This window comes from Streptomyces sp. NPDC034043, from assembly GCF_055575675.1.
Genome location: NZ_JBVISF010000004.1, coordinates 132,329 through 151,548 on the forward strand (window position 1 = coordinate 132,329; position 19,220 = coordinate 151,548).

General features: G+C 74.1%; 14 protein-coding genes. 8 read left to right on the forward strand and 6 right to left on the reverse strand.

Annotated features, from left to right (window positions below):
- The first annotated feature begins 32 nt into the window (after nucleotides 1-32).
- From ACZ51S_RS11870 to ACZ51S_RS11880, 3 genes are all read left to right on the forward strand, one after another.
- Nucleotides 33-1,328 (forward strand): PspC domain-containing protein, encoded by a 1,296-nt coding sequence (locus ACZ51S_RS11870; protein WP_468477318.1) that lies wholly within the window; start codon nucleotides 33-35, stop codon nucleotides 1,326-1,328.
- Complete coding sequence (locus ACZ51S_RS11875) at nucleotides 1,325-2,020, forward strand: LuxR C-terminal-related transcriptional regulator (protein WP_468477319.1); 696 nt, start codon at nucleotides 1,325-1,327, stop codon at nucleotides 2,018-2,020. The genes ACZ51S_RS11870 and ACZ51S_RS11875 overlap by 4 nt, the downstream gene beginning before the upstream one ends.
- Nucleotides 2,021-2,109: 89 nt before the next feature.
- Nucleotides 2,110-3,222, forward strand: coding sequence for an alpha/beta hydrolase (locus ACZ51S_RS11880; protein ID WP_468884687.1), 1,113 nt, complete (start codon nucleotides 2,110-2,112; stop codon nucleotides 3,220-3,222).
- Between the two features lie 20 nt (nucleotides 3,223-3,242).
- Here the strand turns inward: ACZ51S_RS11880 and ACZ51S_RS11885 are convergent, their stop codons facing one another.
- Complete coding sequence (locus ACZ51S_RS11885; RefSeq protein ID WP_468477321.1) at nucleotides 3,243-4,316, reverse strand: C40 family peptidase; 1,074 nt, start codon at nucleotides 4,314-4,316, stop codon at nucleotides 3,243-3,245.
- Nucleotides 4,317-4,502: 186 nt separating this feature from the next.
- Nucleotides 4,503-4,859: a hypothetical protein gene (locus tag ACZ51S_RS11890; RefSeq protein ID WP_468477322.1), complete on the reverse strand. Its 357-nt coding sequence runs from the start codon at nucleotides 4,857-4,859 to the stop codon at nucleotides 4,503-4,505.
- Nucleotides 4,860-4,944: 85 nt separating this feature from the next.
- On the opposite strand from ACZ51S_RS11890, the gene pcrA reads away from it, so the two are divergent.
- A complete protein-coding gene (pcrA, locus tag ACZ51S_RS11895; protein ID WP_468477323.1) occupies nucleotides 4,945-7,422 on the forward strand; it encodes a DNA helicase PcrA in 2,478 nt (825 codons plus the stop codon).
- 72 nt (nucleotides 7,423-7,494) lie between these two features.
- On the opposite strand, the gene ACZ51S_RS11900 is transcribed toward pcrA, so the two are convergent.
- Together ACZ51S_RS11900 and ACZ51S_RS11905 are read right to left on the reverse strand one after the other, a co-directional pair.
- Nucleotides 7,495-9,024, reverse strand: a complete 1,530-nt coding sequence (locus tag ACZ51S_RS11900; protein ID WP_468960635.1) for a M23 family metallopeptidase — start codon at nucleotides 9,022-9,024, stop codon at nucleotides 7,495-7,497.
- Between the two features lie 249 nt (nucleotides 9,025-9,273).
- Nucleotides 9,274-10,107, reverse strand: coding sequence for an esterase/lipase family protein (locus ACZ51S_RS11905; protein ID WP_468960637.1), 834 nt, complete (start codon nucleotides 10,105-10,107; stop codon nucleotides 9,274-9,276).
- A 210-nt stretch (nucleotides 10,108-10,317) separates the two neighbouring features.
- Between ACZ51S_RS11905 and ACZ51S_RS11910 the strand changes: the two genes are divergently transcribed.
- Nucleotides 10,318-10,722 carry a cobalamin B12-binding domain-containing protein gene (locus tag ACZ51S_RS11910; RefSeq protein ID WP_388934659.1) on the forward strand — a complete coding sequence of 135 codons (405 nt, stop codon included), beginning with the start codon at nucleotides 10,318-10,320 and terminating at the stop codon, nucleotides 10,720-10,722.
- Between the two features lie 31 nt (nucleotides 10,723-10,753).
- Here the strand turns inward: ACZ51S_RS11910 and ACZ51S_RS11915 are convergent, their stop codons facing one another.
- Nucleotides 10,754-12,319: a DUF5691 domain-containing protein gene (locus ACZ51S_RS11915; protein ID WP_468960639.1), complete on the reverse strand. Its 1,566-nt coding sequence runs from the start codon at nucleotides 12,317-12,319 to the stop codon at nucleotides 10,754-10,756.
- 379 nt (nucleotides 12,320-12,698) lie between these two features.
- On the reverse strand, nucleotides 12,699-14,036 hold the full coding sequence (locus ACZ51S_RS11920) for an SWIM zinc finger family protein (protein WP_468477327.1): 1,338 nt from the start codon (nucleotides 14,034-14,036) through the stop codon (nucleotides 12,699-12,701).
- A gap of 134 nt (nucleotides 14,037-14,170) precedes the next feature.
- Here ACZ51S_RS11920 and ACZ51S_RS11925 point away from each other — a divergent pair, with 134 nt between their 5' ends.
- The 3 genes from ACZ51S_RS11925 (at nucleotide 14,171) to ACZ51S_RS11935 (ending at nucleotide 19,090) form a co-directional block, all read left to right on the forward strand.
- Nucleotides 14,171-15,277: an ATP-binding protein gene (locus ACZ51S_RS11925; protein ID WP_468477328.1), complete on the forward strand. Its 1,107-nt coding sequence runs from the start codon at nucleotides 14,171-14,173 to the stop codon at nucleotides 15,275-15,277.
- Nucleotides 15,274-17,538, forward strand: coding sequence for a DUF5682 family protein (locus tag ACZ51S_RS11930; protein WP_468960641.1), 2,265 nt, complete (start codon nucleotides 15,274-15,276; stop codon nucleotides 17,536-17,538). The genes ACZ51S_RS11925 and ACZ51S_RS11930 overlap by 4 nt, the downstream gene beginning before the upstream one ends.
- A gap of 388 nt (nucleotides 17,539-17,926) precedes the next feature.
- Entirely contained in the window at nucleotides 17,927-19,090 is a 1,164-nt protein-coding gene (locus ACZ51S_RS11935; protein WP_468480197.1) for a VWA domain-containing protein, read from the forward strand.
- Nucleotides 19,091-19,220 lie beyond the last annotated feature (130 nt).

Consider the following 19,220-nt stretch of genomic DNA (forward strand, 5'->3'; position numbering starts at 1 on the left):
GGGGCGCGTCCGGGCGTGTGACCCTTGGTGGCATGCCCGTAGCCGCCGCTCCCCGCATCCCGCACGCACCCGACCCGGAGGACGTCCCGCAGCGCAGGCTCTACCGCAGCGCCGACGGCCGGATGCTCGGCGGGGTCGCGCGCGGTCTCGCCGGACACCTCGGGCTGCCCGTGATCTGGGTCAGGCTCGCCTTCCTCGGCATGTTCATGTTCGGCGACGGGCTCGGCGTACTGCTCTACGCGGCGTTCTGGGTCTTCGTACCGCTCGGCCAGGGCGGCAAGACCGGGCACCACTCCTTCTACGAGACCCTCGCCGACGGCACCCGCCGGCTGCGCAAACCCGACAAGGGAGCGGTCTCCGGCCTGATCGCGCTGGCCGTCGGAGCGGGCATCTTCGTCTCCCAGCTGCGCGTCGGCGGCGAGAACGGCCGCTACATCTGGCCCACCCTGCTGGTCGGGGCCGGCGTCGTCCTCGTCTGGCGCCAGGCCGACAACGCCCGCCGCGCCCACTGGAGCGCCGCCGCCGGACGGCAGAAGGGCCTCCTGCAGGCCGCGCGCGCCCTCGCCGGGGTCGTGCTGGTCGGTGTGGGCCTGACCGTGTTCATCGTCGTACGGGGCTCCGCGGCCCAGCTCGGCAACCTCCTCACCGCCGTCCTCGCCGTCCTCGTCGGCATCGCGCTGCTCGCCGGGCCCTGGCTGATCCGCATGACCCAGGACCTCTCCGAGGAGCGCCTGATGCGCATCCGCGCCCAGGAGCGCGCCGAGGTCGCCGCCCACGTCCACGACTCGGTGCTGCACACCCTCACCCTGATCCAGCGCAACGCCGACGACGCGGGCGAGGTGCGCCGCCTCGCCCGCGCCCAGGAGCGGGAGCTGCGCAACTGGCTCTACCGGCCCGAGGGCACCGGCAAGGAAGAGGCGGAGGAGCCGGCCACACTCGCCGAGGCCGTGAAGAAGACCGCCGCCGAGGTCGAGGACCACCACGGCGTTCCGATCGAGGTCGTCGTGGTCGGCGACTGCCCCCTCGACGAGAAGCTCGGGGCACAGATCCAGGCCGCGCGCGAGGCGATGGTCAACGCCGCCAAGTACGGTGGCGACGGCGGCCCCGTACAGGTGTACGCGGAGGTCGAGGGCGGGACGGTGTTCGTGTCCGTACGCGACCGGGGCCCGGGCTTCGACATGGACGCGGTACCGGACGACCGCATGGGCGTACGAGAATCGATCATCGGCCGGATGCAGCGCAACGGGGGGACCGCGGTGCTGCGGTCCGCGCCCGACGGCGGCACGGTAGTCGAGCTGGAGATGGAGAGGGCGGCGAAGACAGCATGACCGAGGACAACGCGACCACCGGCGGCGCGAGCAGGAGGGTCCGCGTGGTGCTCGTCGACGACCACCGGATGTTCCGCACCGGAGTCCAGGCCGAGATCGGCGACACCGACCGGACCGGGGTCGAGGTCGTCGGCGAGGCCGCCGACGTGGACCAGGCCGTCACCGTCATCACCGCCACCCGCCCCGAGGTGGTCCTCCTCGACGTGCACCTGCCCGGCGGCGGCGGGGTCGAGGTGCTGCGGCGCTGCGCCCCGCTGATGGCGGCGGCCGAGAATCCGGTGCGGTTCCTGGCACTGTCCGTGTCGGACGCCGCCGAGGACGTCATCGGCGTCATCCGGGGCGGTGCGCGCGGCTACGTCACCAAGACCATCACCGGTGCCGACCTGGTGGACTCCGTCTTCCGGGTCCAGGAAGGGGACGCGGTGTTCTCGCCCCGACTGGCCGGTTTCGTCCTGGACGCCTTCGCCTCGACGGACGCGCCGCCGGTCGACGAGGACCTGGACCGGCTCACCCAGCGCGAGCGGGAGGTGCTGCGGCTGATCGCGCGCGGGTACGCGTACAAGGAGATCGCCAAGCAGCTCTTCATCTCGGTGAAGACGGTGGAGTCGCACGTCTCGGCGGTGCTCAGGAAGCTCCAGCTCTCCAACCGCCACGAGCTGACCCGCTGGGCGACGGCCCGCCGGCTGGTCTGATCAGCGCCGCTGCCCGGGCCCCGGTGTGATCCACGCCGCAGGCCCGGAGGGCAACCGGAGGGCGCCGCACCCCACTCTTGGGTGGCGTGATGAGCCTGACCGGGATCCCCCTCTTCGCGACGGCGGTCGCCCTGACCCTGACCGCCGTCGTCCTGCCGCTGGCCGTGTGGAGCAAGGTGCGCGGGCCCGCCGCCGTACGCGTCGCCACCCGCGCCGCGATGGTGGTCTTCGCGCAGGTCACCGCGGTCGCCCTGGTCTTCCTCGCACTCAACCGGGAGATGAACTTCTACGTCTCCTGGACCGACCTGATGGGCACCGGCAAATACGTCCAGGCCGCCCCCGACCTGGGCCCGGACGGGCTCGGCGGGAAGAAGGCCGAGCAGGTCAGGCAGGAACCGAAGGTCCGCCAGGAGTTCGTGCCCGTCGAAGGCCTGGGCGGGCGGGTGAAGAAGACCGAGCTCGACGGCAAGGTCTCCGGCGTCAAGGGCGACGTCATGGTGTGGCTGCCGCCGCAGTACGACGACCCCGCCCACAAGGACCGCAAGTTCCCGGTCGTCGAGCTGATCCCGGGCATACCCGGCACGGGCAAGTCCTGGTTCCAGGGGCTCAAGGTGCACGAGGTGCTGGAGCCGCTGATGAAGGAGGGCAAGGTCCAGCCCTTCATCCTCGTCTCCCCGCGTGCCATGCTCCTGGGCAACGGCGACACCGGCTGCGCCAACATCCCGGGCAAGGTCAACGCCGACAGCTGGTTCAGCGTCGACGTCCGCAAGATGGTCACCGACAACTTCCGCGCCTCCGACGACCCCCGCACCTGGGGCGTCGCCGGCTACTCGGCCGGCGCGTACTGCGCCGCCAAGCTCGCCATCCTGCACCCCGACCGCTACGGCGCGGCCGTCTCCCTGTCCGGCTACAACGACCCCGGCCAGGAGCCCAGCTCGCTGGTGGCCAAGGACCCCGAGCTGCGCCGCACCCACAACCTGAAGGAGCTGCTCAAGACCCGGCCCGCGCCGCCGCCGGTCGCGCTGTGGATGTCGGGCGCCGAACACGACGGCTACCTGTCCGGCACCGACCTCAAGGCCCTCGCCCAGAGCCCGACCACCGTGCACGCCGAGAAGATCACCGGCGGGCACAACCTGGAGGCGTGGTCCAAGCAGCTGCCGCAGACCTTCGGGTGGCTCAGCCAGCAGGTCAAGGCGCCGTAGGGCCCGCCGCGGCGCTCCTCCTAGGCGGGGCGGGAGGCGCCGGCCCAGGGCATCGAGGAGACCGGCGCGAGCCTGACCGTGGAGCCCGGGCGCGGGGCGTGGATCATCTGGCCGTTGCCGACGTACATGCCGACGTGCGTCACCCCGGAGTAGAAGAAGACCAGGTCACCGGGGGCCAGCTGATCCCGGGAGACCCGGCGGCCGGCGTTGATCTGGGTGTAGGTCGTGCGGGGCAGGGACACCCCGGCCGCGCGCCACGCCGCCTGGGTCAGGCCCGAGCAGTCGAACGAGCCCGGTCCCGTCGCGCCCCAGACGTACGGCTTGCCGATCGCCCCGTAGGCGAAGGCCACCGCGCGGGCGGCCCGCGTGCTTCCCGCGGCCACCGCCGGCAGCTGTCCCGGGGGCGGCGGGGTGTGGGCGCCGGGGCCGGCGGAGGCGCCCGCGGGCGCGGCGGTGCCCGACTGGGCCTCGTACGCCGCGCGCTCCTCGGCGGTGAGCCGGGCCAGGAGCTGCCGGGCGGAGGCGAGCTTGCCCTCGATGACGGCCTTCTGCTCGGCGAGCTCCCGCTGCCGGGCGCGCAGCTCCGCTAGCCGGCCGGCGGCCTTGCCGCGCAGCTCCCCGACCTCGTCGAGGCCGCGCTTGACGGCGGCCACCTCGGCGGCGGTCCGGTCGCCGGCCCGGGTCAGCAGGCCGGCCCGGTCCAGGTAGTCCTGCGGGTCGGAGGCCATGGCCAGCTGGAGGGCCGGGCCCAGGCCGCCGCTGCGGTACTGGGAGGCGGCGAGCGAGCCGAGCGCGCTGCGGGCGCTGTTCAGCCGGTCCGTCTTGCGGGCGGCCTCCTCGCGCAGGACGGTCAGCGCCCGCTCGGCCTCGTCGGACTTGGCCTTCGCCCCGTTGTAGCGCTCCGTCGCCGCCTCGGCCTCCCCGTAGAGCCGGTCGACCTCCGCCTTGACCTGGGCGGGGGCGGGCTGCGGGTCGGCGTGCGAGGTGCCTTCGAAGGCGGTGGCGGTGGCAGCGCCCGCGAGGGCGAGGGTGACGGCGGTCCGTGCGGTGCCGCCGGAGAACGGGCGCTGCCTGGGCTTTCGATGACTGGCCACGGGGGCCTCACGTCCTTCCACTGATCCCGTAGGTCTTGGGGGAGGACGCTAAGCCGGAGGTAACGGTCGGATGACGGAATGATCGGAACTGGCGCTGTCCGACCGGAACTGGCTCTGTCCGACCGGGACTGGCCTCGGCTGACCGGGACTGGCCTCGGTCGACCGGGACGGGCCTCGGCCGACCGGTCAGTGCCAGAGGACGGCGATGAAGACGTTGGCGACGGTCAGGCCGCCGACCGCCGCGAAGACGCCCTTCGCCACGTGCTCCTCGTCACGCTTGACGTAGACGAGGGCCAGCACCACGAACAGCACCGCCAGCTTCACGCCGATCTTGACGTGGTTGAGCGGGGCGCCGTCGCCCATCTCACGGAAGCCCACCAGCAGCACACCGGTGACGAGCATGGTCAGCGCGCCGTGCAGCATCGCGGGCACGAAGCGCGCCGTGCCGGAGCCCATCGCCTTCATCTGGGTCAGGAAGCCGCCCAGGAGCGAGGCGATGCCGATGATGTGCAGGCCGACGAAGATGTTGGTCAGAACGGTCATGCCGCGAGCGTACGGGGCGCCCGTTCGACCCGATTTCCCGGGGGCGGGACCGGCTGTCGGTCCCGCCCCCTAGACTCGGAAGGCGATGAGCAGCCTCTTTGACGACAGCTTCCTGGCCGACCTCACCCCCTCCGACGAGGTCCCGCCGCCGCCCGAGGAGCACGCCGAGCCGGAGCACGGCGCGGACGACCTCTTCGGGGGCGCCTTCGACGTGCCCATGAGCGGGGACGCGTACTACCGGGACGGCGCCCCGCGCCCCGTCATCGACCCGGCGACGCTCCTGGACGGGCTGAACGAGCAGCAGGCCGCCGCCGTGGTCCACGCGGGATCCCCGCTGCTCATCGTGGCCGGCGCCGGCTCCGGCAAGACCCGGGTGCTCACCCACCGCATCGGCCACCTGCTGTCCGCGCGGAACGTCCACCCCGGACAGATCCTGGCGATCACCTTCACCAACAAGGCCGCCGGCGAGATGAAGGAACGCGTCGAGAGCCTGGTCGGCCCCCGCGCGAACGCCATGTGGGTCTCCACCTTCCACAGCGCGTGCGTCCGCATCCTGCGCCGCGAGTCGAAGCGGCTCGGCTTCACCTCGTCGTTCTCGATCTACGACGCGGCCGACTCGAAGCGCCTGATGGCGCTCGTCTGCCGCGACCTGGACCTGGACCCGAAGAAGTTCCCGCCCAAGTCCTTCAACGCCAAGATCTCGAACCTGAAGAACGAGCTGATCGACGAGGACGCCTTCGCCGCCCAGGCGGCCGACGGGTTCGAGAAGACCCTCGCCCAGGCGTACGCGATGTACCAGGGGCGGCTGCGCGAGGCCAACGCGCTCGACTTCGACGACATCATCATGACGACCGTCCACCTCCTCCAGGCCTTCCCCGACGTCGCCGAGCACTACCGCCGCCGCTTCCGCCACGTCCTGGTCGACGAGTACCAGGACACCAACCACGCCCAGTACACGCTGGTGCGCGAGCTCGTAGGCCCCGGCTACCCGGACCTGGCGCCCGCCGAGCTGTGCGTGGTGGGTGACGCCGACCAGTCGATCTACGCCTTCCGCGGCGCGACCATCCGCAACATCCTCCAGTTCGAGGAGGACTACAAGGACGCGACGACGATCCTGCTGGAGCAGAACTACCGCTCCACCCAGACGATCCTGTCGGCCGCCAACGCGGTCATCGAGCGCAACGAGAACCGCCGCGCCAAGAACCTGTGGACCCAGGCCGGCACCGGCGCCGTGATCACCGGATACGTCGCGGACACCGAGCACGACGAGGCCCAGTTCGTCGCCGACGAGATCGACCGGCTGACGGACGCAGGCGACGCCAAGGCCGGCGACGTCGCGATCTTCTACCGGACGAACGCCCAGTCGCGCGTCTTCGAGGAGATCTTCATCCGCGTCGGGCTCCCGTACAAGGTTGTCGGCGGCGTCCGCTTCTACGAGCGCAAGGAGGTCCGGGACGTCCTGGCCTACCTGCGCGTCCTCGCGAACCCCGAGGACAACGTCCCGCTCCGCCGGATCCTGAACGTGCCCAAGCGCGGGATCGGCGAGCGCGCCGAGGCGATGATCGACGCCCTCGCGCAGCGCGAGAAGATCACCTTCCCGCAGGCGCTGCGGCGCGTCGACGAGGCCTTCGGGATGGCCGCCCGCTCCACCAACGCCGTCAAGCGGTTCAACGTGCTGATGGAGGAGCTGCGTACGATCGTCGACTCCGGCGCCGGGCCCGCCGTGGTGCTGGAGGCGGTGCTGGAGCGCACCGGGTACCTCGCCGAGCTCCAGGCGTCGACCGACCCGCAGGACGAGACCCGGATCGAGAACCTCCAGGAGCTCGCGGCCGTGGCCCTGGAATTCGAGCAGGCCCGCGACGAGTCGACCCCCGGGACCCTGGCCGAGTTCCTGGAGCAGGTCGCGCTCGTCGCCGACTCCGACCAGATCCCGGACGAGGACGTCGACGGCACGGGCGTCATCACGCTGATGACCCTGCACACCGCCAAGGGCCTGGAGTTCCCCGTGGTCTTCCTGACCGGCATGGAGGACGGGGTCTTCCCGCACATGCGCGCGCTCGGCCAGACCAAGGAACTGGAGGAGGAGCGCCGCCTCGCCTACGTCGGCATCACCCGGGCCCGTGAGCGGCTGTACCTGACCCGGTCCAGCATGCGCAGCGCGTGGGGGACCCCCTCGTACAACCCGCCGTCGCGGTTCCTCGAGGAGATCCCCGCCGAGTACCTCCAGTGGAAGCGCACGGGCGCCGCGCAGAAGCCGGCCGGTCCGATGCGCGCTTCCGGGTACGGCTCGTCGTCCGGGAAGGCCACGTTCGGCACCTCGCCCGAGGCGTTCCTGTCCTCGTCGCGCACGAAGTCCGGCCCCTCCGGCTTCGCCACGCGCCGGGCCGCCGACAAGCCGGTCGTCGCGCTGTCCGTCGGGGACCGGGTCACGCACGACCAGTTCGGACTGGGCACGGTCATGGAGGTCCGGGGCGCCGGCGCGGACGCGCAGGCCACCATCGACTTCGGGGACGCCAAGCCCAAGCGGCTGCTGCTGCGCTACGCGCCGGTGCAGAAGCTGTAGGGCCGGGGCCCGGCCGAAGGGCCCGGGGCCCGGCCGACGGGCCGGGCCTTCGGCTCAGCTGGGCTCAGCGGCTCAGCTCGGGTCGAGGCCGTGGCTGCGCAGCCACGCCAGGGGGTCCACCGCGGAGCCGCCACCGGGCCGAACCTCGAAGTGGAGGTGCGGGCCGGTGGAGTTGCCGGAGTTGCCGGAGTAGGCGATGACGTCGCCCGCCTTGACCTTGCCGGACCGGATCTTGGTGCTGCCGAGGTGGCAGTACCAGGTCTCGGTGCCGTCGGGGGAGGTGACTATGGCCATGTTGCCGTAGGCGCTGTTCCACTGGGTGCGCACCGTGCCGTCGGTGGCGGCCATGACCGGGGTGCCGTAGGAGACGGGGAAGTCGATGCCGGTGTGGACCGACATCCACATGCCGCCCGCCTGACCGAAGCTGGCGCTCAGACCGCGCTGGGCGACGGGCACCGAGAACTTGGGGCGGGCCGCTTCCTTGGCCGCGGCCTCCTCGGCCCGCTTCTTCTTCTCTTCTTCCTGGCGCTGCTTGAGGTCGATCCGCTCCTGGGTGCGGCTCGCGCGGTCCGCGAAGTCACCCGCGTCGGCGCTGAGCGCCGCCAGCTGCGTGTCGAGCTTGTTGTTCGCCTCGACCGGCTGCACCGAGTCGGGGGCGGCCATCGTGGTCGTCTCCTCGGCCGGCTTGTCGGTGCCGGTGAGCCCGCCGACGGAGGCGGCGGCCACACCCGCGACGCCCATCACGCAGGCGGAGGGAACGGCGACCGTCAGCAGGGCGGACCGTTTGGCCGGGCTGCGCCGGCGGCTGCCCGCGGCGGCGGCGCTTCCGCTGCCCTTGGCCGCGCTGTTCCGGCCAGCGCCGCCCTTGCCGGTGGCCCTGCGGCCGGCCCGGGACCCGGCGGCGGGCGGGGTGACGGGCATCGCCTGGGTGGGCATGTCGTGCACGACGAGGCCCTCGGGGGCGTCGGCGCCGTCCTCGACGGCGTCTGCGTCTGCGTCGGCAGCGGCCACGGGCTCGAAGACGGAGGTCTCGTCATCGGCGTACGGGTCCGCGTACGGATCGGCGGCGGCGTCCGCGGAGCCGGCCGTTCCGTGGGCCTCCGTGAAGACGGGGACGACGGTGGTGGCCTCGTAACCGGAGACCGCGGCCCCGTCGGCGGCGCCGCCGTTCCATGCGGTGGCGTCGTAGGTGCCGGTGTCCTGCCCGTACCCGGGGTGGGTCCAGTGCCCGGTCTGCCCGGCGCCCGTGGGGTCGTAGCCGAAGGCGGTGGGCTGGTACTCGGCGGTCGCGGTGTTCCAGGCACTCGCGTCGTACTGGCCCGTGGTGTCCTCGTGGCCGGCCTGGGCCGGAACGCTGGAAAGGTAACTCTCCGGAGCGGTCCAGGCGGTGGCGTCGTACGCGCCGGTGTCGGCCGCGGAGTGGTACGCCGCGTAGCTGTCGTGCGTTCCGTAACTGCCCTGAGCGGGGTAGTCGGTGACGTACTGATAGCCCTGGCCCTGCGTTTCATAGGGCGCGTAGGCCTGGTCACCAGCGAAAGTGGTGGTGGAAAGGCCGTCGTACCCCAAATCGGGGTACTGGCCCGACGTCGGGCGGTCGTTCACCAACTTCTCTTTCGCCTCGGCAGTGGGGCCTGGGTGGCCGGGGAACTCAAGGTTCACCGGAGGAGAGCAGTGGCGTGACTGTACCCGGCGGTTACTCGCCTCGACAATCTTCCGAGGGTTTCGTCCTCAGCGGAACCGGGCATTCGGCCGTCTTTCGGTCGTCGAAAGACGGAGCCTTGGCCTTGAGTTCGAAATTCGTTCGACTGGGAGTCGAGTGATGTTGTACGGGCACCAGGGTGTGGCGTGGCGTCAGCCGGCCTGGCTGCGGCCCTCGGGTTCCGTGGCGGGAGGGGCTTCCGGTGGGCGGGGTGTGGTGCCGGCGGCGCGGAGGGGGCCGTCGAGGTCGCGCCGGACCGCGGTGATGACGGCGGGGTGGACCGGGAGGGCGAGGTGTCCGATGCCGGTGACCTGCACGTTCGTCGCGTCCAGGTCCGGGTGCTCGATCCGGGCCGTCCCGGTCGGCACCATCAGGGCGTCGAACTCGCTCCAGTACGCCGTGAACCGGGTCCGGCAGCCGGGCGCGGGCGCCCGCAGCTCGGCCATCACCTCGGAGTCCGGGCGCATCTGGCGGACCAGGGGGTGCGCGTCCATGAAGGGGGCGATCCGGGTGCCGCCGTGCGGGGTGCCCAGGGTGACCAGCGTCCGCACGCGCGCGTCGCCGCCGAGCCGCTGGACGTAGTACCGCGCGACCAGCCCGCCGAGGCTGTGCCCGATGAGGTCCACCCGCTCCTGGCCGCTGCGCTCGCACAGTTCCTCTACGCGCCGGGCGAGGTGGCGGGCGGTCACGCGCAGGTCGCGGCTGAAGGGGGAGTGGTTGTACGTCTCCACGCGCCGCCGGCCGCCCGCGCCGAGGGCGCGGCGCAGCATGACGAAGACCGAGCGGTTGTCGGTGAAGCCGTGCAGGAGCAGCACGGGCGGCGGCTGCCCGGCGGCCCCGGCCGCGGGCGCGGCGGCCGGTCGTTCCTCCCGTATCCCGGTGGGGTAGAGGAGGAGGTGCCCGGCGAGGACCGCCGCCTCGAGGACCGCCGCCCGCAGGGCGGCGCCCGTGCGCGGCACGGGCAGCGGTGCGATCGTCAGCCCCATGGACGGCCTCCCCCTGGACCCTGTGGGTGCGGGGCCGTACTGCCGGCGCGGCCCCGCCACCGTGCCGTGCGGCTGTCGGCGCGGTGGCGGAGCGGCGGGGCGGTGGTGAATCAACGGCGTCCCACGTGTGATTTCCCCCTCCCCGTTGACCGCGAAACGGTGCCGTGCGCAATGCTGTACTTAACGTTCGTTCACTCGGGAGGCAGTGCGATGGGTGTGACCGGTCCGATCCGTGTGGTGGTGGCCAAGCCGGGTCTCGACGGCCACGACCGCGGCGCCAAGGTGATCGCGCGGGCGCTGCGCGACGCCGGTATGGAAGTCATCTACACCGGCCTCCACCAGACCCCCGAGCAGATCGTGGACACCGCGATCCAGGAGGACGCGGACGCCATCGGCCTCTCCATCCTCTCCGGGGCGCACAACACGCTCTTCGCGCGCGTCATCGAACTCCTCAAGGAGCGCGACGCCGAGGACATCAAGGTCTTCGGCGGCGGCATCATCCCGGAGGACGACATCGCCCCGCTCAAGGCCAAGGGCGTCGCCGAGATCTTCACCCCCGGCGCCACCACCACCTCCATCGTGGACTGGGTCAACGCCCACGTCCGCCAGGCCTGACGCCCCTTCCGGCCGGCCCCGCCGCCCGAGGTCAGGCGGCCGGGGCCAGTTCGGCGAGCATGCAGGCCCGCATGCGGAGGGTGGCCACCAGGCGCTGGAAGGCCTCGGCCCAGTAGGCGGCCGCTCCCGGTGAGCCCTCCGGCGGGTGCTGCGCGGTGGCCGTCATGGCCTCCAGGCGGTCCGCCTCCGCGGGATCCAGGCAGCGCTCCGCCAGGCCCATCACCCCGCTGAAGCTCCACGGGTAACTGCCCGCCTCGCGCGCCGCGTCCAGGGCGTCCACCACCGCCCGGCCCAGCGTCCCCGCCCAGGGGACCAGGCAGACGCCGAGCAGCTGGAAGGCCTCCGGCAGCCCGTGGGCGCGTATGAACTCCGCGACCCACTCGGCCCGCTCCGCCTCGGTCAGCGTCTCCAGCAGCTTCGCCCGCTCCGCCAGCGACGCCGTGCCCGGGCCCGCCGCGGGCGGCGCGGACGGCGACCCGAGCAGCGCCTTCGACCACTGCGGGTCGCGCTGGCGCACCGCCGCCCGGCACCAGGCCGCGTGGATCTCCTCCGCCCAGCCCTCCGCCACCGGCAGAGCGACGATCTCCGCCGGACCGAGCCCGCCGAAGCGGTCCCGCCAGCAGGACAGCGGGGCCGACTCCACCAGCTGGCCCAGCCACCACGCCCGCTCCCCGCGCCCGGCCGGGGGCTGTTTCACCACCCCGTCGCGCAGCATCCCCGCGTCGCACTCCGCCGGCGGTACCACCCCCTCCGGGCCGACGCAGGCCAGCGCCCGCTCCGCCATCCGCCCGGCCAGGGCCGAGCCGGGCAGCGCGGACAGCAGTTCGGCGGCGGTCGCCCGGACATTGCGGCTGCGGTCACCCAGCGCCGCCTCCAGGAAGGGCTCGTCCTCCCCGGACAGCCCGGACCGCAGGGAGTCGAGGAACATCAGCCGGTCCTCGGCGCGCTCCGTGGCCCAGGTCGTGGCCAGCAGCCGGGGCGCGGCCGCCGGATCGTGGGCCCGGACGGCGCCGAGCAGGGCGACCCGCTCGGCGAACAGCCCCTCCTCCCAGAGCCGGGTCACCGCCTCTGCGTCCGCCGGGTCGGGCAGTTCCCCGGCACCCCCGGGCGCCCCGCGCAGGGCGAACCGCCACTCGGGATTCAGCCGGGCCAGCCACAGCCCCCGCGCCCCGGCCAGGGCCAGCGCCTGCGGGCGCAGGTCGGTCCGGGCGCGGGCCGCGTCCAGCAGGGCCGGCAGCTGGGCCGACGGCGCCCGGTATCCGTGCCGGGCGGCGGCGGACAGCCACTGCGGGAGCAGTTCCGTCAGATCCGGGGCGGCCCCGCGCCGCCCGCCGCCACTGCCCGCCGCGGTCCGGCCCGCCAGCAGCTGCGCGAGCCGCCGCCGGGCGGCCTCCGGGGGTGCCGGGCGCGGATCGTCCGCCGCGGCCGGGGGCCGCCGGGCCGCCTCGGCGGGCCGCAGCCCGGCGCGGCGGCGCAGCGTCTGCACGGCCGCCGCGTCGAGCAGCGCCCGCGGTGAGCCGCCGCGCCGCTCGGTACCCAGCAGCGCGGCGGTGACCAGTTCCTCCCAGTCCCGGTACCCCTCGTCACCCTTGCCCATCGGACCCCTCCCTCGTCACTCGTGCCCCCGTCCCGCTCACCGGCCGCGGCCGCCGCTCGTGTGCCGCCCGTCCGCCAGTCGCCGGCGTCCGCCGCCGGTCTCTCGTCGCCGGTGTCTCGTCGTCGGTCGTCGGTCGTCGGTCGTCGGTCGTGCCGGCCGGTGGCCCGGTCCCGCCCCTCCTCGGGACCGGGCCACCGGTACCCGGCACGACCCTGTTCAGCTGGCGTGGTTGTCGTTCATCGCAAGCCCCCCGGCTTCTCGTCCGTTTCACGCGCCGACGCCCCCGCGACGGCCCGTCCCTCCCCGTGGCACCCCCTCAGACGGCATACGGGCCCCCAGGCCCCCTGCGATTTCGTTTGGTTCCGGCTCCGGCTCCGGCTCAGGTCAGCGGCACCGGCTCGGACGAGCCGGGCTGCCAGGCCGTCAGCGGGCTGAAGCCGCGGTGGCCGCACTCCCCGAAGACCGTGACGGGTCCGCCGCCCGAGAGGGCGGCCAGCTGCCACAGCCCGGACCGCGAGCGGCCTCGCGCGAGTGCCACCGGCAGTGCGGACGTCCCCTGCGCGTCCGCCACCTGCCAGGCGGCCTCGCCCCCTTCTCCCGGTATCGGGATCACGGGGCCGAGGACCACCGGCCACGACTCCAGCCACGGGTCCTCCCGCAGCGCGGCTCCGTAGGCCTCGAGGGCCTCGCCGGTGCTCACCCCGGGCGGAGTACGGGCGGCCGGCACCGCGGCCGCGGTACCGTCCCCCAGCTCCGCCCGCAGCCCCGCCGACCCGGGCCGGAAGCGGGCTTCCGCCTCCAGCACCAGTCCGACGGGCAGTGCCAGCCCCGGCGGCCGGCCGGGCGGACCGAAGTCCAGGACCAGCGCCGGGCGCCCGCTGTCCAGCCCGCGCAGCCATATCCGGCGGGTGGTGAGCCGGCCGTCCGGGGACACCGAGTCGTACTGGGCCAGTACGAGCCAGCGGTCCCGGACGGTCTCACCCTCCGCCGGAGACGGCAGCCCCACCCGGCTCCGGACGGTCGCGGCCAGCGGCTCCGGCAGCCCGGACACCCCCAGCCAGGCCCTGTCCAGCAGGTGCAGCAGCGCGAACTCCTCAAGCATCCGGGCGGGCCAGCCGGGGCCGCAACCGGGTATTGCCCCCAACTCCCTGACCCGCGCCGCCAGTCCGGGTGCCTGGGCGTCGACCATCCGGGCCGCGGTCTCTTCCCAGGGGGCGTAGCCGGCCTGCTGCTGTCCGGCGATCCCGCCGCGCAGCAGGTCCCCCAGCCGCTGTTCCAGCTCGGCGACGCCCGCGCCGATCCGCTCGGCCCGGCGCTCCGCCCGCTTGCGGGCCGCCTCCGGGTCCACCGGACCGGCGGCCGGACGCGCCGCCTTCGCCGCCCGCCCGGCGAGCCATTCCCCCGCCCAGTCCGGGGCCTCGGCCGGATCGCCGAACCCCTCCGCCGACCAGAGCAAGAGCAGCCCCAGCGCGTGCTTGCAGGGGAACTTCCGGCTCGGACAGGAGCACGTGTACGCCGGCCCCGTCAGGTCGACGACCGTCCGGTACGGCGTGCTGCCGCTGCCCTTGCACAACCCCCACACCGCACCGGAAGCGGAACCTCCGGTCTGTGACCACGGACCCGCCCCTCCCAGCCTGCCCCCCGCCTTGCGCGACGCCTCGTCAGGAGCCAGAGCCAGTACCTGTTCCGCCGTCCAGCGGACCCCCTGCTCAGTCATGGGAACAACCGTAGAGACCCCCACTGACAATCGCTCTGACCTGCAACGACGCCCGGAACAAAGGGCGTTGTCAGTGGCATGGTGCACGGTGGATCCAGCAGTCGGGAGCGGCTGCCGAGCATTGGAGGGGGACCATGACCACGCCCGGGAACGGCACCGGTACCGAAGCGCTGCGACCGCACGCCGAAGACGCCTTCGCGCACGAACTGAAAGCCCTCGCGGCCCACGACGACCGGCCCCGCCCGGCCCGCTGGAAGCTCTCCCCGTGGGCCGTGGCCACCTACCTCCAGGGCGGCACGCTCGCCGACGGCACGGTCATCACGCCCAAGTACGTGGGCCCGCGCCGGATCGTCGAGGTCGCCGTCACCACGCTCGCCACCGACCGCGCCCTGCTGCTGCTCGGCGTCCCCGGAACCGCCAAGACCTGGGTGTCCGAGCACCTCGCCGCCGCCGTCAGCGGGGACTCCACCCTCCTCGTCCAGGGCACCGCCGGCACCCCCGAGGAAGCCATCCGCTACGGCTGGAACTACGCCCGCCTCCTCGCCCACGGCCCCAGCCGCGAAGCCCTCGTCCCCAGCCCCGTCATGCGGGCCATGGCCGAGGGCATGACCGCCCGCGTCGAGGAGCTCACCCGCATCCCGGCCGACGTGCAGGACACCCTCATCACCGTCCTGTCCGAGAAGACGCTCCCGATACCGGAGCTCGGCGAGGAGGTCCAGGCCGTACGCGGCTTCAACCTCATCGCCACCGCCAACGACCGCGACCGCGGGGTCAACGAGCTCTCCAGCGCGCTGCGCCGCCGCTTCAACACCGTGGTCCTGCCGCTGCCCGCCACCGCCGACGCCGAGGTCGACATCGTCGCCCGCCGCGTCGACCAGATGGGCCGCGCCCTGGACCTGCCCGCCGCCCCCGAGGGGCTGGAGGAGATCCGCCGGGTCGTCACCGTCTTCCGGGAGCTGCGCGAGGGCGTCACCGACGACGGCCGCACCAAGGTGAAGTCGCCCAGCGGCACCCTGTCCACCGCCGAGGCCATCTCCGTGGTCACCGGCGGACTGGCCCTGGCCGCGCACTTCGGGGACGGCGTCCTGCGTCCCTCCGACGTCGCCGCCGGGATCCTCGGCGCCGTCGTCCGCGATCCGGCCGCCGACCGCGTCGTATGGCAGGAGTACCTCGAGGCGGTCGTCCGCGAGCGGGACGGCTGGAAGGACTTCTACCGGGCCTGCCGGGAGGTGACGGCATGAGCCCCGGGGCCGGGGGACCGCTGCTGCTGGGGGTCCGCCACCACGGGCCCGGATCGGCCCGGGCGGTGCGGGCCGCGCTGGACCGCGCGCGGCCGCGGGCCGTGCTGATCGAGGGGCCGCCCGAGGGGGACGCGCTGCTCGCGCTGGCGGCCGAGCCCGGAATGCGCCCGCCCGTCGCCCTCCTCGCGCACGCGGCGGACGACCCCGCCAGGGCCGCGTTCTGGCCGCTTGCGGCCTTCTCCCCGGAGTGGGTCGCCATCCGCTGGGCACAGGCCCAGGACGTGCCGGTGCGCTTCATCGACCTGCCGGCCGCCCACGCGCTGGCCGCACCCGCCGAAGAGGAGGAGCCGGACGCCGGCGGCCCCGGCGCCCTGCGGGTGGATCCGCTCGCCGTGCTCGCGGAGACCGCCGGCTACGAGGACCCCGAGGACTGGTGGGAGGACGTGGTCGAGCACCGGGGCACGGGCGGCGTGCGGGATGCGCTGGCCGCCTTCGAGGCCCTGGGGGAGGCGATGGCCGCCCTGCGCGAGACCTACGGGGACGGCGGCCGCCCCGGCGACCTGGTCCGCGAGGCGTACATGCGGCAGCGGATGCGGGCGGCCCGCAGGGAGTTCGGCGACGACCACGCCGTGGTGTGCGGCGCCTGGCACGTCCCGGCGCTGCGGGCGAGGACCACGGTGGCGGCGGACAGGGCGCTGCTCGCTGGGCTGCCCAAGGTGAAGGTTGAGACCACCTGGGTGCCCTGGACCCACCGCAGGCTCGCCCGGGCCGGCGGGTACGGGGCGGGCATCACCTCGCCCGGCTGGTACGCGCACCTGTTCGCGGCCCCGGACCGGCCCGTCGAGCGCTGGCTGACCAAGGTCGCCGGGCTGCTGCGGGAGGAGGACCGGCAGGTCTCCCCGGCCCACGTGATCGAGGCGGTCCGGCTGGCCGGGACGCTGGCCGCCCTGCGGGGCCGCCCGCTGCCCGGGCTCGCGGAGACCCTGGAAGCGGTCCGGGCCGTGATGTGCGACGGCTCCGGGATACCGCTCGCGCTGGTCGAGGACCGGCTGGTGATCGGGGACGTGCTCGGCGAGGTCCCGGACGAGGCGCCCGTCGTACCGCTCCAGCGGGACCTCACCCGCCGGCAGCGCTCGCTGCGGCTCAAGGCCGAGGCGCGGCGGCGGGACCTGGAGCTGGACCTGCGCAAGGACTCCGACGCGGCCAAGTCCCTGCTGCTGCACCGGCTGCGGCTGCTCGGGATCGACTGGGGCGTACCGACCGCCTCCCGGAGCGGGACCGGCACCTTCCGGGAGACCTGGCGGCTGTGCTGGGAGCCCGAGCTGTCGGTGCGGGTCGCCGAGGCCGGCATCTGGGGCACCACCGTCCTGGGGGCGGCCACCGCGAAGGCGGAGGCCGACGCGGCGGCCGCCGGGGAGCTGGGAGAGGTCACGGCGCTGGCCGAGCGCTGCCTGCTGGCCGGGCTGTCGAAGGCGCTGCCCGCCGTGCTGCGGGCGCTCGCCGACCGGGCCGCGCTGGACACGGACGTGGCCGGGCTCGCCAGGGCGCTGCCCGCACTGGCCCGTTCGCTGCGGTACGGGGACGTGCGGGGCACGGACGCGGCGGCGCTCGGCACGGTCGCGGCCGGGCTGGCGGAGCGGATCTGCGTGGCCCTGCCGCCGGCCTGCGCGGCCGGGCTCGACGCCGACGGTGCGGCGGAGCTGCGGGGCCACGTCGACGGGGTGCACGGGGCGGTCGCCCTGCTGGCCGACACGGACCCGGGGCTGCGGGAGCGCTGGTCGGCGGTCCTGCGGACGCTGGCCGGGCGGGAGAACGTGCCCGGGGGGATACGCGGGCGGGCTGCGCGGCTGCTGCTGGACGACGGTCGGCTCCCGGCGGGGGAGACGGCGCGGCTGATGGGGCTCGCCCTGTCCCCGGCGGCCTCCCCGGCCGACGCGGCGGGCTGGATCGAGGGCTTCGCCGGGGGCCCCGGCGGCGGGACGCTGCTGGTCCACGACGAGCGGCTGCTGGGCCTGATCGACGCCTGGCTGGTGTCGGTGCCGGAGGGCGCCTTCATCGACGTACTGCCACTGCTGCGGCGCACGTTCGGGGCGTACGAGGCCGGGGTGAAGCGGACCCTCGGCGAGCTGGCCCGGCGCGCCCCGGGCGCCCGGGCGGCGTCCGCCGCCGGAGCCGCCCCGGCGGGCTTCGCCCCGGAGCTGGACCCGGCCCGCGCGGACGCGGTCGTGGATCTGGCCCGGCTGCTCCTGGGGGTGGCCTAGGCACTCTTGCCCCGGCCGGGCGGTCGGGGTGGCTGCCGCTGCCGCTGCCGGGCGGGGTGCGGGGGCGGTGTGGGGTGGGTCGGGGCCGGTGCCGGGGTGGGGTGTCGTCCGGGGCGGGCTTCGATGTTCGGCGCCCGTTCGGGATCCGGTTGGCGGGCGGTGGCGGGCACCGAACTCATTTCGTTTCAGCCCCGGACGACACCCCACCCCGTCCCCGCCCCCTCACGTCGCTGTCCGACTGACCCACGTTCGGCCGCAGGCGAACGATCCGGGTGGAGCCCGGGGAACGGTGGAAGGGCGGGTGGGGGACGGCACCGCGCAGCGGCAGATCCGGGCGCGGGGCGAGGGGGCGTGGGCCCATGGAGGAACGAGTCGAGGGGATGGACGGATGACGGAGACGGGTGGTCTGGAAACCGCCGGAGGCGAGCGGCTGCGGCGGTGGCGGCTGGTGCTGGGAGGCGAGGGCGACGGGACGGGCCGTGCGCTGAGCGGGCGGGACGCGGCGATGGACGGGGCGCTCGCGGCGCTCTACGGCGGCGGCGGGGGCGCCGGGGGCCGGGCGCAGGGGGAGCGGTCCGCCGGTCTCGGGGCGTCCGCCCCGCGCGTGGCGCGCTGGCTCGGGGACATCCGTACGTACTTCCCCAGCCCGGTGGTCCAGGTCATGCAGCGGGACGCCATCGAGCGGCTCGGCCTGTCCGCGCTCCTGCTGGAGCCGGAGATGCTGGAGGCGGTCGAACCGGACGTCCACCTGGTCGGCACCCTGCTGTCGCTGCACAAGGCCATGCCCGACACCACCAGGGAGACGGCGCGGGCCGTGGTCCGCAAGGTGGTCGAGCAACTGGAGAAGCGGCTCGCGGCCCGCACGCGGGCCACGCTGACGGGCGCGCTGGACCGTTCGGCGCGGATCAGCCGCCCCCGCCACCACGACATCGACTGGGACCGGACCATCCGGGCCAACCTGAAGAACTACCTCCCGGAGCACCGGACCGTCGTCCCCGAGCGGCTCGTCGGCTACGGCCGGGCCTCCCGGTCGGTGAAGAAGGAGGTGGTCCTGTGCATCGACCAGTCGGGCTCGATGGCCGCCTCGGTCGTCCACGCCTCCGTCTTCGGGGCGGTCCTCGCCTCCATGCGCTCCATCGCCACCCGGCTCGTCGTCTTCGACACGGCGGTGGTCGACCTGACCGACCGGCTCGACGACCCGGTCGACGTCCTGTTCGGCACCCAGCTGGGCGGCGGCACCGACATCAACCGTGCCCTCGCCTATTGCCAGTCCAAGATCACTCGACCGGCGGACACGGTCGTCGTCCTGATCAGCGACCTCTACGAGGGCGGCATCCGGAACGAGATGCTCAAGCGGGTGGCCGCGATGAAGGGGGCCGGCGTGGAGTTCGTGGCCCTGCTGGCCCTGTCCGACGAGGGTGCTCCCGCCTACGACCGCGAGCACGCGGCGGCCCTGGCCGCGCTGGGTGCGCCCGCCTTCGCCTGCACCCCCGACCTGTTCCCGGAGGTGATGGCCGCCGCCCTGGAGAAGCGTCCCCTGCCTGTGCCCTGACGGGTCCGCCGGAGCACGCCGGACCGCTGCTGCACATCGGCAGATCACACGAAGGCGCAGCTCAACTGTGAGGCGATCTGTGACAGGTATCACCGCTCAGGTGTGATCTGCGATTTAGGGACCCACGTCC

What these genes read in the sequence shown, in the direction of transcription:
- ACZ51S_RS11890 (WP_468477322.1), bottom strand. Translation starts at nt 4,859, where the DNA reads ATGACCGTTCTGACCAACATCTTCGTCGGCCTGCACATCATCGGCATC.
- ACZ51S_RS11930 (WP_468960641.1), top strand. Translation starts at nt 15,274, where the DNA reads ATGAGCCCCGGGGCCGGGGGACCGCTGCTGCTGGGGGTCCGCCACCAC.
- ACZ51S_RS11880 (WP_468884687.1), top strand. Translation starts at nt 2,110, where the DNA reads ATGAGCCTGACCGGGATCCCCCTCTTCGCGACGGCGGTCGCCCTGACC.
- ACZ51S_RS11875 (WP_468477319.1), top strand. Translation starts at nt 1,325, where the DNA reads ATGACCGAGGACAACGCGACCACCGGCGGCGCGAGCAGGAGGGTCCGC.
- ACZ51S_RS11920 (WP_468477327.1), bottom strand. Translation starts at nt 14,036, where the DNA reads ATGACTGAGCAGGGGGTCCGCTGGACGGCGGAACAGGTACTGGCTCTG.
- ACZ51S_RS11935 (WP_468480197.1), top strand. Translation starts at nt 17,927, where the DNA reads ATGACGGAGACGGGTGGTCTGGAAACCGCCGGAGGCGAGCGGCTGCGG.
- ACZ51S_RS11870 (WP_468477318.1), top strand. Translation starts at nt 33, where the DNA reads ATGCCCGTAGCCGCCGCTCCCCGCATCCCGCACGCACCCGACCCGGAG.
- ACZ51S_RS11910 (WP_388934659.1), top strand. Translation starts at nt 10,318, where the DNA reads ATGGGTGTGACCGGTCCGATCCGTGTGGTGGTGGCCAAGCCGGGTCTC.
- ACZ51S_RS11925 (WP_468477328.1), top strand. Translation starts at nt 14,171, where the DNA reads ATGACCACGCCCGGGAACGGCACCGGTACCGAAGCGCTGCGACCGCAC.
- ACZ51S_RS11905 (WP_468960637.1), bottom strand. Translation starts at nt 10,107, where the DNA reads ATGGGGCTGACGATCGCACCGCTGCCCGTGCCGCGCACGGGCGCCGCC.
- pcrA (WP_468477323.1), top strand. Translation starts at nt 4,945, where the DNA reads ATGAGCAGCCTCTTTGACGACAGCTTCCTGGCCGACCTCACCCCCTCC.
- ACZ51S_RS11915 (WP_468960639.1), bottom strand. Translation starts at nt 12,319, where the DNA reads ATGGGCAAGGGTGACGAGGGGTACCGGGACTGGGAGGAACTGGTCACC.